Origin of the sequence: Nocardioides daejeonensis (assembly GCF_003194585.1) — a bacterium.
In the GTDB taxonomy this organism is placed as follows: Bacteria; Actinomycetota; Actinomycetes; order Propionibacteriales; family Nocardioidaceae; genus Nocardioides; species Nocardioides daejeonensis.
In genome coordinates, this window is sequence record NZ_QHKZ01000011.1 from 102,851 (window position 1) to 114,811 (window position 11,961).

10 protein-coding genes and 1 pseudogene are annotated in these 11,961 nt (G+C 69.1%); 3 read left to right on the forward strand and 8 right to left on the reverse strand.

The window, feature by feature from the left end; all coding sequences use genetic code 11:
• Window positions 1-3: 3 nt before the first annotated feature.
• From pstC to DNK54_RS20545, 3 genes are all read right to left on the reverse strand, one after another.
• Window positions 4-936, reverse strand: coding sequence for a phosphate ABC transporter permease subunit PstC (gene pstC, locus DNK54_RS20535; protein ID WP_110208879.1), 933 nt, complete (start codon window positions 934-936; stop codon window positions 4-6).
• 65 nt (window positions 937-1,001) lie between these two features.
• On the reverse strand, window positions 1,002-2,090 hold the full coding sequence (gene pstS, locus DNK54_RS20540) for a phosphate ABC transporter substrate-binding protein PstS (RefSeq protein WP_110208880.1): 1,089 nt from the start codon (window positions 2,088-2,090) through the stop codon (window positions 1,002-1,004).
• Between the two features lie 200 nt (window positions 2,091-2,290).
• Window positions 2,291-3,154: an NUDIX hydrolase gene (locus DNK54_RS20545; RefSeq protein ID WP_110208881.1), complete on the reverse strand. Its 864-nt coding sequence runs from the start codon at window positions 3,152-3,154 to the stop codon at window positions 2,291-2,293.
• 115 nt (window positions 3,155-3,269) lie between these two features.
• Between DNK54_RS20545 and DNK54_RS20550 the strand changes: the two genes are divergently transcribed.
• Window positions 3,270-4,328: a hypothetical protein gene (locus tag DNK54_RS20550; RefSeq protein ID WP_162602578.1), complete on the forward strand. Its 1,059-nt coding sequence runs from the start codon at window positions 3,270-3,272 to the stop codon at window positions 4,326-4,328.
• A gap of 54 nt (window positions 4,329-4,382) precedes the next feature.
• Here DNK54_RS20550 and DNK54_RS20555 read toward each other — a convergent pair whose 3' ends face one another.
• On the reverse strand, window positions 4,383-6,557 hold the full coding sequence (locus tag DNK54_RS20555; RefSeq protein WP_110208883.1) for an RNA degradosome polyphosphate kinase: 2,175 nt from the start codon (window positions 6,555-6,557) through the stop codon (window positions 4,383-4,385).
• A 109-nt stretch (window positions 6,558-6,666) separates the two neighbouring features.
• Here DNK54_RS20555 and DNK54_RS20560 point away from each other — a divergent pair, with 109 nt between their 5' ends.
• On the forward strand, window positions 6,667-7,734 hold the full coding sequence (locus DNK54_RS20560; RefSeq protein WP_239460212.1) for an alpha/beta hydrolase: 1,068 nt from the start codon (window positions 6,667-6,669) through the stop codon (window positions 7,732-7,734).
• Between the two features lie 42 nt (window positions 7,735-7,776).
• Here DNK54_RS20560 and DNK54_RS20565 read toward each other — a convergent pair whose 3' ends face one another.
• The 3 genes from DNK54_RS20565 to rarD all read right to left on the reverse strand — a co-directional run bounded on the left by DNK54_RS20565 (window position 7,777) and on the right by rarD (window position 10,410).
• A complete protein-coding gene (locus tag DNK54_RS20565; protein ID WP_110208885.1) occupies window positions 7,777-8,682 on the reverse strand; it encodes a dihydropteroate synthase in 906 nt (301 codons plus the stop codon).
• Window positions 8,679-9,416: a dihydrofolate reductase family protein gene (locus DNK54_RS20570; protein ID WP_110208886.1), complete on the reverse strand. Its 738-nt coding sequence runs from the start codon at window positions 9,414-9,416 to the stop codon at window positions 8,679-8,681. Before DNK54_RS20570 ends, DNK54_RS20565 begins: the two co-directional genes overlap by 4 nt.
• 85 nt (window positions 9,417-9,501) lie before the next feature.
• Window positions 9,502-10,410, reverse strand: coding sequence for an EamA family transporter RarD (rarD, locus tag DNK54_RS20575; protein WP_110208887.1), 909 nt, complete (start codon window positions 10,408-10,410; stop codon window positions 9,502-9,504).
• A gap of 157 nt (window positions 10,411-10,567) precedes the next feature.
• Here rarD and DNK54_RS20580 point away from each other — a divergent pair, with 157 nt between their 5' ends.
• Window positions 10,568-11,227 carry a hypothetical protein gene (locus DNK54_RS20580; RefSeq protein WP_110208888.1) on the forward strand — a complete coding sequence of 220 codons (660 nt, stop codon included), beginning with the start codon at window positions 10,568-10,570 and terminating at the stop codon, window positions 11,225-11,227.
• Window positions 11,228-11,465: 238 nt separating this feature from the next.
• On the opposite strand, the pseudogene DNK54_RS20585 reads toward DNK54_RS20580, so the two are convergent.
• Window positions 11,466-11,961, reverse strand: a pseudogene (locus DNK54_RS20585) (2-oxoacid:ferredoxin oxidoreductase subunit beta); the annotation flags it as partial.

The window sequence follows — 11,961 nt, forward strand, 5'->3', positions numbered from 1 at the left end:
GTGTCAGCCCTTCACCTGGCCGCGGGACGCGATCCAGCGTCCCGCGAAGTTGACGAGGAAGGTGACCACGAAGAGCGTCAGGCCGCTGAAGATGAGCACGTTGACGTGGACGCCGGTGGACTCGGGGAACTTCAGAGCGATGTTGGCCGCGATCGTGGAGGGGTTCTGGTTGGAGATCAGGTTGAAGCTGATCACGCCGGTCGCGGAGAGCACCATCGCGATCGCCATGGTCTCGCCGAGTGCTCGACCCAGGCCCAGCATCGCGGCGGAGATCACGCCGGAGCGACCGTAGGGGAACACGGTGAGACGGATCATCTCCCAGCGGGTAGCGCCGAGGGCCAGCGCCGCCTCCTGGTGCAGGACCGGCGTCTGGGCGAAGACCTCACGGCTGATCGAGGTGATGATCGGCAGTGCCATCACCGCCAGGACGACGGATGCCGTGAGCAGGGTCCGTCCGGTGGTGGCAGGACCCTCGAAGAACGGGAGGAACCCCAGGTTGTCCTGGAGCCATTGATAGACCGGCAGCATCTTCGGAGCCAGGTACTGGATGCCCCAGAGGCCGTAGACGACGCTGGGTACGGCGGCCAGCAGGTCGATGAGCGCCCCGATCGGCCCGGCCAGCCGGCGCGGTGCGTAGTGCGAGATCACCAGCGCAAGTCCGATGGCCAGCGGGGTGGCGATGAGCATCGCGATCGCGGCAGCCAACAGTGTGCCGAAGAGCAGGGGCCAGACGTGCAGCACGATGTTGTCGGCGCCGAGCTCCCCCGAGCTCGCGGTGACGGCCGGCCATCCCTCGATCGTGAGGAAGATGGCCACGCCCGCCAGCGCGGCGAGGATGAGGAAGGCGGCGCCGGTGGAGAGGCCGGAGAAGATGACGTCCCCCGGCCTGCGGACGGCTCGCGAGCTGCCGGCCTCGGTGGTGTGGGCTGTGGCCACGCTGGTGCTCCTGGTGCGGACGTTCCCGCGCGAGGCCCGGTCAGGCCCCGCGCGGGACGGGTGGATTACTTGGCGGAGATGTCCGCGATGTGCTTCAGCGCCTCGTCGGCCAGCGCGGCCGACAACGGCGCCGAGCCGGCGTTGTCCGCCGCAGCCTGCTGACCGGCGGTGCCGACCACGTAGGTCAGGTAGCCCTTGACCAGGTCGGCGGTCTTGGCGTCGGGGTACTGCTGGCAGGCCACCAGGTAGCTGGTGAGCACGACCGGGTACGCCGACGAGTCGGAGGTCTTGTAGTCCAGGTCGATCGCCATGTCGGTCGCGGGCCGGCCCTCGACGCGGGTGGAGACCTCGAGGATCTTGGCGGCGGCCTCGGCGCTCGGCGCGACGAAGCCCTCGCCGACCTGCACCTCGACGTGGCCGAGCTCGGTGGCCTGGCTGGCGTCGGCGTACCCGATGCTGTTGGGGTTGTCCTTGACCGCCGCGACCACGCCGGAGGTGCCGTTGGCGCCCTCGCCGTTCTTGATCGGCCAGTCCTCGATGGCACCGTGCGGCCAGTTCTCGGGCGCCACGTTGGTGAGGTAGTTGGTGAAGTTCTTGGTCGTGCCCGAGCCGTCGGAGCGGTGCACGGCGTTGATGTCGGCGTCCGGAAGGTCGACGCCGTCGTTGAGCTCGGCGATCTTCGGGTCGTTCCACTTGGTGATCTTGGCGTTGAAGATGTCGCCGATGACCTGCGGGCTCAGCTTGAGGCTGTCGACGCCCTCCAGGTTGTAGATGACCGCGATCGGGCTCACGTAGGCGGGGACCTCGATGGCGTCGGTGCCGCAGGTCTCCTTCGCCTTGGCCACCTCCTCGTCGCTGAGGTAGGAGTCGGTGCCTGCGAAGGCGAACCCGCCGTCGAGGAAGCCCTCGCGGCCTCCGGTCGAGCCGACCGGGTCGTAGTTGACCGTCGCGCCGCCGTTGTCCTTCTGGAACCCGGCGCGCCACGCGGTCTGGGCGGCCTCCTGCGAGCTGGCGCCGCCGCCGTTCAAGGTGCCGGAGAGGCCCTTGTCGCTGTCGTTGCTGTCCTCGTTGGCCGCGCCGCAGGCGGTCAGGGAAATCGCGGCGACCGCCGCAACAGCCGGGACCAGCGTCCGGCGAAGGGAAGTGCGGTTCACTTCGTGCTCCTCAAACTCATCTGTCTGTTGTCAGAACCAGAAAGTAGGGAGGGCAGGTGACGCGGGAAAGCGGCCTCGGTGAACGAGCGGTGAACGCTGTCGGGCCTTTTGGTCACCGGCGGGCAGAGATGAGACGGCCATCACGTGAACGAGGCTCGGGCGGGTTGACACAGCGGGAGCGGCGTCCCTCGACACTGCTCCTACGGAAGGTGGCCCTCGGTCACCAGGACCCGGCCGGCGCGGTGGTGGACGACGAGCATCTCGCCGGTCTCGAGCCCGGGGTCGGCCAGGCCGAGGGCCTCGAAGACCACCGGCAGCACCGGCCGGTGACTGCACAGCACGGTGGGCCGCTTCTGGTCGAGCAGCTCGCGGACCGCACGGCGCACGCGCTCGGCAGTCGCACCTTCCTCGGTGAGCGCCTCGGCCGTGTGGATCCGGCGGTGGGTGAGGTCGGCGTACGGGAGCAGCGTGGTCACGCACCGGGTGCTGGAGGAGGAGACGAGCGTCTGCACGTCGTACGCCGCCAGCACCGGAGCCAGCCGCTGGGCCTGCTGCTCGCCACTCACCAGCAGCGGACGGAACCGGTCGTCGCTGTGCCATCCGCCCCGTGCCCGCGCCTGCGCGTGCCGGAGTACGACGAGGGTGCGGGTGCGTCCGCCGGCATCGGCCCGCGATCGCTCGGCATCGGCCAGGGTGTCGCGGTCGTAGGGATAGGTGAGCAACGCGGCGGCCCGGGTCAGGGGGACCCAGCGAACCTGGTCGATCTCGTCGTTGGGCGGGTAGCCGTCGACGGCGTCGTCTCCGACGACGCGTCCGAGCCAGTAGTGGACGACCTTGTCGCGCTGACCCACCTGGTACTCCTGGGCCGGCAGCGGCGCCGCGAGATGGACGTCGAGACCGGTCTCTTCGTGGACCTCTCGCACCGCGCAGGCAGTCGGATGCTCGCCGCGGTCGAGCTTGCCCTTGGGGAAGGACCAGTCGTCGTAGCGAGGTCGGTGCACCAACAGCACCTCGCCCTTGCGGATGACGACGGCTCCGGCTGCGACGATCGGACCGGGGGGCATGGGTCCAGTGTCTACCACCGCCCGGCAGGCAAGTGCGTCCCGTGCCTCGCGAACTCCGGGCGAACGTCCTCTAAAGTCGCCCTCGGCACCCCCGGAATCGAAAGCCGAGACGACCATGTCCCACCGCCCGTCGCGCCGCGTGCTGATCGTCGGCGGCCTGGTGCTGCTGCTCCTGCTGGGCGTGGGGGCGATCGTCTGGTGGAAGTGGCCTCGCGAGACGGAGCTCGAGCGTGCGGTCGCGATGCTGCCGAAAGACACGCAGCGGGTCATCTGGACCGACTGGGCCGGAGTCCGCGAGGAGCTCGGGGCCGGTGACGTCGCCGGAGATGCGGCCGCCGCGGAGGAGTTCCTGACCGAGGTGACCGACCGGGAGCTGGCCTCGTCGTCGCTGGCCTCCTCGTCGCTCCTGCTCGCCGACGGTCTCGGCTTCAGCCCATTGGCCGCGGAGTGGGAGGTGCTCGGCCAGTCCCCGAGCGGGCAGGCCGTCGTGGTGAAGACGGAGCAGGACCTCGACCGGGTGGTCGGCAAGATCACCGAACTCGGCTACACACGGCCCGCCAAGGACGCGCTGGCGGGCGGTGTCTGGTCCGGCGGACCGGACGCGATCGCCCGGGTGACCGGGCTGACGACGTATGAGCTGCAGGCGCTGGCCTTCTTCGAGGAGGATGGCCTCATCGTCGGCTCCGACTCCCCCCAGGAACTCCAGCGGGTGGTGAAGGTGATCCAGGAGGGCACGGGTGGGATCGCTGCCGACGATCTCCTCGATGCCACCGGCGAGCCCCTGGCCGCGACCGTGCTGCTCGGCGATCGGGCATGCGCCGAGCTGTCGATGAGCAAGGCCGACGACGACGCCCAGGTCACGGCTCGTTCGCTGGTGAAGCAGGCGGGCGGTGTCTCGCCACTGACCGGGTACGTCGTCGCCTTGGGGGCCGACCGGGCGCTGCGGGTGGTCTTCGACTTCGAGAGCGAGACGCAGGCGAAGGCGAACGCCCGCTCGCGCGGAGCGCTCGCGAAGGCCGAGGACCCGGCCCAGTACGTCGCCTATCCGGAGGTCTTCCGGCTCGACGACGCCAAGGCTGACGGGACGATCGTCACGCTGACCGGCACGGTGCAGCCCGAGGCGTTCCCGATGTCGGCCCTCGCGGCCGGCCCGGTGCTGCTGGCCAGCTGCTGAGGCGTGCTGAGGCGGCGCGCAGCAGTCAGAGCCTGCCGTTGGTGAGCGCGGTCGCTACCGACGCCTGCGGGAGCTGATCAGCAGCTCCTGGAGGTGTTGGGTGCCCCGGTTGCGGGTCCAGGTGTCGTCGCCGTCGAGCACCCAGGCATCGGTGGCGGGGTCGAAGGCGAGCTCGAAGAGGCGACCCACCTCGTCGACCAGGGCGGCGTCGGGAAGCCGGACCAGCACCTCGACCCGACGGTCGAGGTTGCGGTGCATCATGTCGGCCGAGCCGATCCAGGCGACCGGGGTGCCGCCGTTCGCAAACCAGAAGACCCGGCTGTGCTCGAGGAAGCGGCCCAGGATCGATCGCACCTCGATCGTCTCGGAGAGTCCCGGGATACCCGGCCGCAGCGCACAGATGCCGCGCACCAGCAGCTTGACCGGCACCCCCTCCCTCGAGGCCAGGTAGAGCGCGTCGATGAGTGCCTCGTCGACGATCGAGTTCGCCTTGATCCGGATCTCGGCCGGTAGTCCCTGGCGGTGGTTGCCGATCTCGACGTGGATCTGGTCGATCAGCCCGTCGCGGACCGAGTCGGGTGCGACCAGCAGCTGGTCGTAGGAGGCGTTGCGCGACCAGCCACTGAGGTTGTTGAAGAGGTGCGCGACGTCCTCGCCGATCGCCTGGTCGTTGGTGAGCAGGCCCAGGTCCTCGTAGATACGCGCGGTCTTCGGGTTGTAGTTGCCGGTGCCGATGTGGGTGTAGCGGCGGATGCCCTCGGGCTCCTCACGCACCACCATCGCCAGCTTGCAGTGCGTCTTGAGGCCGACCAGGCCGTAGACCACGTGACAGCCGGCGTGCTCCAGCTTGCGGGCCCAGCGGATGTTGTTGGACTCGTCGAAGCGTGCCTTGATCTCGACCAGCACCAGCACCTGCTTGCCGGCCTCGGCCGCGTCGATGAGGGCGTCGATGATGGGTGAGTCGCCCGAGGTTCGGTAGAGCGTCTGCTTGATCGCCAGGACGTGCGGATCGGCGGCCGCCTGCTCGATGAAGCGCTGCACCGAGGTGGCGAAGGAGTCGTAGGGATGGTGCAGCAGCACGTTGCCGCGTCGGGTCGCCTTGAAGACGTCGACCGGGCTGGCCGACTCGACCGGTGCCAGCAGGCTGTGGGTGGTCGGCACGAACGCCGGGAACTTGAGGTCCTCGCGGCTCAGGTCGGCGATGTCGTTCAGGCCGCGCAGGTCGAGGGGGCCGGGGAGCTGGACCACTTCCTCCTTGGCGACCCCGAGCTCGGAGACAAGCAGGTCGAGGACCCGCGAGTTGATCGACTTCTCCACCTCGAGTCGCACCGGCGGGCCGAACTTGCGGCGGAGCAGCTCCTTCTCCAACGCGGCGAGCAGGTTCTCCGCGTCGTCCTCCTCGACCTCGAGGTCCTCGTTGCGGGTGACGCGGAAGGTGTGTGCCTCCACCACCTCCATGCCGGGGAAGAGCCGCTTGAGGTGCTCGCCGATGACGTCCTCCAATGGGACGAACCGCTGGTTGCCGAGCGAGACGAACCGATCGAAGATCGGCGGCACCTTCACGCGGGCGAAGTGCTCCTTGCCGGTCTTCGGGTGTCGGATCAGCACCGCGATGTTGAGCGAGAGTCCCGAGATGTAGGGGAAGGGGTGGGCCGGATCGACCGCGAGCGGGGTGAGCACCGGGAAGACCCGCTCCTTGAAGAGCTTCTTGCAGAACTTCTGTTCGTCCTTGTTCAGCTGCTCCCAGCGCAGCAGCTGGATGCCCTCGGCCTCCAAGGCGGGCACGATCTCCTCGGCGAAGTGCTGGGCATGGCGTTGCATCAGCTGCGCAGTGTTCTCCCAGATCCGAGTGAGCACCTCGCGGGGCAGGTGCCCCGACGCGGAGCGAACGGCGACGTCGGCGGCGATCCGCCGCTTCAGCCCGGCCACCCGGACCATGAAGAACTCATCGAGGTTGCTGGCGAAGATGGCGAGGAACCGCGCGCGCTCGAGGAGCGGCATCTGCGGATCTTCGGCCAGCTCCAGCACCCGCTGGTTGAAGCGCAGCCAGGAGAGCTCACGATCGGCGAAGCGGCCCGGGAACTCCTCGAGCGCGGCGACCTCGGGCTCGGTCGGGGCGTACGGCGGGTCGACCTCGAAGACGCCCGTCACGACGGTCTCCCGCAGCTCTTCGAGCGGCCCCTCCTCGAGGGAGCCGGACGCATGGGTGGGCAGACCTTCGGCACTCATGTCTCGAGTGTGGCATCGGCAGGTGAACGGCAGGTGTCGAGCGCGGGCCGGATTCCTCACTCCGTGGTGCGCCGCGGGCGGCGTCGCCCTCTCGGTTACTCTCCAGTACGTGGCGAACAACGGAATCCCTGCTCGGGTGCAGGGCACGGTCAAGGAGTGGACGCTGCGCGGTGCCTTCGCGCTGCCCGAGCGGGTCAAGCGGATGCTGGCGGGGCCGCCGGTGGTCCGTGACGGGCAGACCCTCGACCTCGACACGCAGCTGCTGCTGCGCCTCCAGCGGGTCAGCCACGAACGGCCAGCCGAGTTACTGCCGATCCCCCAGGGACGTGTCGCGCTGGCAGCGCAGAGCGCAATGGTGGGTGGCCGACAGCCGATCGGCACTTCCCTCGACACGACGGCCGCCGGGGTGCCGGTGCGGGTTCTGACTCCGCGCGCGCTGGTCGGCCGGACCGATCCGTTGCCCACGCTGGTCTTCCTTCATGGCGGGGGCTTCATCTACGGCGGCCGGCACGAGACGCACGACGGTCTCGCACGTTTCCTGGCGGAGGCCGCCGGCGTGCAGGTCATCTCCGTCGACTATCGCCTGGCGCCCGAGCACCCGTTCCCGGCCGCACACGACGACTGTCTGGCCGCCTTCCGTGCCGTCGTCGGCGACCCTGAGCGGTGGCAGGTGGATCCGGCGCGCATCGCGGTCGGTGGCGACTCTGCTGGTGGGAACCTGGCCGCCTATCTCGCTCTGACGGCGGCTGCCGAGGGGCTGCCGCTCGCCTACCAGCTGCTGATCTATCCGATGGCGCAGGCCAGCGCCGAGGCACCGAGCCGGCGGATGTTCGACGACGGGTTCTTCCTCACCCGGCAGTTCCTCGACCTCGCGGAGAGCAGCTACCTCCCGACCGAAGCGGACTGCCGCGACCCGCGCGTCGATCTGGTCAACGCCGACATCCCGGCGGGGGTCTGTCCGGGGCACCTGGTGACCGCCGGCTACGACCCGCTGCGCGACGAGGGCGAGGCCTACGCGCGTCGCCTGATCGAGGCGGGAGTGGCGCTGACGATGGAGCGGCAGCCGGGCCTGATCCACGGCTTCGTCAACTGGGTCGGCGTCGACTGTGCGGCGCGCGAGGTCGTCGGAGAGCTCGCCGCACGGCTGCGTGCCGGGTTGGGTCTCGCCTCCGGCTGAGTCCGGGCGGCCACGCCTGCCGCAGCCAGCTCCGAGGACTCGTCAGGAGCGCGGCGGCTCGACGGTGAAGTGGTGCAGGGCGTCGAGCACTGCCCGCGTCAACGGCACCTCATGGGTGCGGTAGATGCCGGTGCCGCCGAGGTGGGCGAGCATCGCGAAGAAGCCCTCACCGCTGCGGAACTGGTCCTCAAAGAAATCGAAGGCATGCGGCAGCGCATGGCAGATCGGCACCCCGAGGCGTCGGAGCCGGAACGAGTTGAGCAGCGTGGTGGCCTGGTGGCTCGCCCGGGCGCGCTGGTCGTCGAGACGGAACCCGAAGCCCATGCCCGGGTCGATCGCGATGTCGCGGACGCCGATCTCACGGGCGCGTTCGATCCGCGGAGCGAAACCCTCCAGCATGCCCGGCACCGGATCCGGGTCGACGTCGCTACCGTCCAGCGCTCGCGCGTGGGGCCCAAGCACGTGGCAGAGCACGATCGACGCGTCGTACTCGGCTGCCAGGGCGAACATCTCGTCGTCGCTCTGGGAGCCGGTGAGGTTGAGCAGCGCTGCGCCGGCCTTCAGTGCCGCGCGTACGACGGAGGGCTCGTAGCTCTCGATCGACACCGCGATCCCGTCGGCGGCGAGCTGCTCGATCACCGGCACGAGGGTGCGCAGCTGCTCGGGGGCGGTGAGGCGGGCTGCAGAGGCCCGGCTCGACTCGGCGCCGACATCGATGAGGTGGGCGCCCTCGGCTGCCTGCACCCTGCCCTTGCGGACGGCGGAGTCGATGCTCACTGCGATCGACTCGCGGTAGGAGGAGTCACGGGAGAGGTTGACCACGCCCATCAGCAGTGGCTCGGTGTCGGTGTCGAAGGAACGCCCGGCCAGCTGGAACGGAGCGACCGGGTGACGCAGCTCCTCGCCGTGCTCGGCAGCCAGGGCGGCGAGCCCGGCCAAGGTGATCATCGGCCCTGCCCGAGGTGGCGCGTCATCAGGAAGTCGTCCTGCTCCAGCACCTGCACCAGTCGGAAGCTCTTGACCTCCGGAAGGGCGGTGGTGACGGGCGAGTGCTCGGTGCCGCTGAAGGTGGCCGAGAGGGTGATGTCGGCCTCGTCCACACGGTCGGCGGCCAGCAGGTCGCGGAGCAGGCTGGGTCCGCCTTCGCAGACGATCCGGCGTAGGCCCCGGCCCACCAGGGCATCGATGATGTGGTCGGGGGTGAGCGCAGGCAGCGTGAGCACGTCGGCGTGCTGCCGTGCTGTCGCCAGTCGCTCCGGGTCCGCGGTCTCGCGGGTGATCACGATGGGGCGGTTCGTGGACTCGGACCAGACGGGCAGCTGCCACGGCAGGTCGAGGGAGCCGGTGACGACGGCGATCACCGGTGCCGGCGACTGGCCGGCCTCGGCCCGTCGCGCGGCGTCCTCCGGCTTCGCCTTCATGGGGGAGTACTGCTCCGCCCGGATGGTCTGGGCGCCGATCAGGACCGCATCCGCATAGCGACGGACCGCGTTGAAGACGAGCTGGTCGGCAGAGGAGGAGACCGAGCCGCTCAAGCCGTCGGGGCCGGCAGCGGCACCGTCGAGGGTGGTCACCATCATCGCGCGCACCCACGGTTGGTCATCGGGCCAGGGGTAGCGGTCGGCGACCTCTTGCTCGCTCAGGCTCTCGCCCGGTGCGGTCTGGTCCATGAGAAGGCGCATTCCGCCATCGTAGAGGGAGGCGATCAGGCACGGGCCCGTCGTCGGCCCTGAGCCGCCGATCCACGGCCGCGCGGTCCGGTCGAGATCAGATCGCGCTGGACTCCGCGGCGAGGCGCAGCTGCCTGCGCCGGTGTCCGGCCGCCTCGAAGGTGAAGATGACCAGGGCCAGCCAGACCAGTGTGAACCCGATCCATCGTCCGGCCGGCATCTCCTCGTGCAGCACCCAGACGCCGAGGGCGAACTGGATGATCGGCGCGAGATACTGCAGCAGTCCCAGCGTGACCATGGGAAGCCTGATCGCGGCAGCACCGAAGCAGATCAGCGGGACCGCAGTGATCACGCCGGTGCCGGTGAGCAGCAGCGCGTGCCCGGCGCCCTCCGTGGCGAAGTGTCCCTCGCCGATGATCGTCAGGTAGGCGATGTAGCCCACCGCTACCGGCGTCAGCAGCATGGTCTCGAAGGTGAGGCTCTCCACCGATCCGGCGTTCGCCTGCTTCTTCGCCAACCCGTAGGTGCCGAACGAGAAGGCCAGCGTCAGCGCTACCCACGGTGGTCGGCCGAAGTCAATCGTGAGCAGGACGACGGCGCTTGCGGCAGTCGCGATCGCCAGCCATTGGAGAGGCCGCATCGTCTCGCGCAGGATGAGCACGCCCATCAGCACGGTGACCAGCGGGTTGATGAAGTAGCCGAGGCTCGTCTCCACGACGTGACCGTGGTTGACGCCCCAGATGTAGGTACCCCAGTTCACCGCGATCACTGTGGAGGCGACCGCCAGCAGGTTGCGGGTGCGCCGGACGGCGAAGAGCCGCCGCAGGTGCGTCGTACGCCGGGTGGCGACGATGAGCACCGCCATCGTCAGCATCGACCACGCCACCCGGTGCGCCAGGATCTCCACGGCCCCCGCCGGCTCGAGGAGCGGCCAGTAGAGCGGAAACAGCCCCCACATGGCATAGGCAGCGACGCCCAGTGCCAGTCCGCGCCGTTCCTCACCCACCTGCGCACTCTAGGGCACGCAGGCGACCGTGAGGTGGATCACGCCGTTCTGGGTTACATGTCGGATACAAGGGGATTGACGGGTCCCGATGCGGGGGAGGAGGGAGCGGCACGAACCACCGCCGGCCCCCGCGCCGCCGTCTTCTTGAGGAACACACATGCGCATGAAGCGTCTGCTCACCGGTGTCATCTCCGCCGCCCTGCTGGGGATGACCCCGATCGCCCTCGCCGCCACCCCGGCGCAGGCGGCCACCCCGACCACGACCTGGATCGAAGGCAAGATCACCTACTCGAAGGCCGAGTACGGGCGTCGCATCTGGCTCGATGGCAACGTCAAGTCGGCGAACGGCTACCCGAGCGGCACCGTCCTGGTGCAGCGGCGGTGGGCCGACGAGTCGAGCTGGTCCACCGTGCTGACGGACACGACGCCGGGCTACTTCAGCTATGACTTCAAGGCGACCCGCAACGCCGTCTTCCGGGTGGTGTTCCAGGGCGGGTCCGACTCGCAGTACATCTACCCGGCCGCTCAGTCCAACGACGTCACCTTCGGCGCCTACCGCAAGCTGGACGTCAAGACGTCGTACTCGAGCCTCGTCGTCAAGGGCAAGGTCTCGCCGGACTTCAAGAACAAGAAGTTCAAGGTGCAGGTCAAGAAGGGCGGCTGGAAGAACTTCAAGAAGGTCAAGACCAACAAGAAGGGCAAGTACGCCGTCAAGCTCGCCGGCTCGCGCAAGGGCACGAAGTACCGCTTTGTCGTGCCGAGCAACAAGAAGTTCCTCTCCACCACCTCGGGGATCATCACCGCGCGCATCTACTGAGACTCGCGCTGAGAAGCGACGACGGCCGCCCCGGAGAGACCGGGGCGGCCGTTGTGTTTGCGCAGCGACTCGCTGCCGTTCTCGAAGTCGTGCTGGCCACCGCCCCGCAGAGTGGTTCTCCATCGGCCGAACTCCGTCGGCGGCAACTTCGCGACGAGAACTTGGGCGGCAGGCGACGGGTGAGATGCGTCGGGAAGGTCGAGGGACCTTCCCTACAGACGCCCGCAACGGGAGTGGCTCAGACGACGGTCCAGGTGTCGCCGCCGTTGATCAGAGCCGAGAGACGAGACTCGGGGGTGCTGGTCTGCTCGGCTTGCGCGGTGGTGATCTGTGCGCGTGCCTGGTCGTCGTAGGCGGGGCGGGTGACGTCGCGGAAGATGCCGATGGGGGTTTGGTTGAGGTAGCCGGCGTCGGTGAGCCGGGAGATCGCGAAGGCGGTGGAGGGGTCGGGGTTGTGGGCGTCGTGGGTCAGGACCTGGTCGGGGCTGGCGTCGGTGGCGCCGGTGCCGATGGTGGCTACCTCGACGCCGCCGCCGGCGTTGCGGACCAGGCCCTTGACGCCGAGTCCGTCGCCGCCGTCCTCGACGGCCCAGGGTGCGCCGAAGCGGATCGGCTCACCGTGGACCAGCGCGATGATGGCGTCGGCTTTGGTGTCGGGGCTCTTGATGGCGTCGAAGGCGCCGTCGTTGAAGATGGGGCAGTTCTGGTAGATCTCCACGAACGAGGTGCCGCGG

Coding starts and splice junctions, on each gene's coding strand:
- DNK54_RS20545 (WP_110208881.1), bottom strand. CDS start 3,154: ATGCCCCCCGGTCCGATCGTCGCAGCCGGAGCCGTCGTCATCCGCAAG.
- DNK54_RS20550 (WP_162602578.1), top strand. CDS start 3,270: ATGTCCCACCGCCCGTCGCGCCGCGTGCTGATCGTCGGCGGCCTGGTG.
- DNK54_RS20555 (WP_110208883.1), bottom strand. CDS start 6,557: ATGAGTGCCGAAGGTCTGCCCACCCATGCGTCCGGCTCCCTCGAGGAG.
- DNK54_RS20565 (WP_110208885.1), bottom strand. CDS start 8,682: ATGATCACCTTGGCCGGGCTCGCCGCCCTGGCTGCCGAGCACGGCGAG.
- DNK54_RS20570 (WP_110208886.1), bottom strand. CDS start 9,416: ATGCGCCTTCTCATGGACCAGACCGCACCGGGCGAGAGCCTGAGCGAG.
- DNK54_RS20580 (WP_110208888.1), top strand. CDS start 10,568: ATGCGCATGAAGCGTCTGCTCACCGGTGTCATCTCCGCCGCCCTGCTG.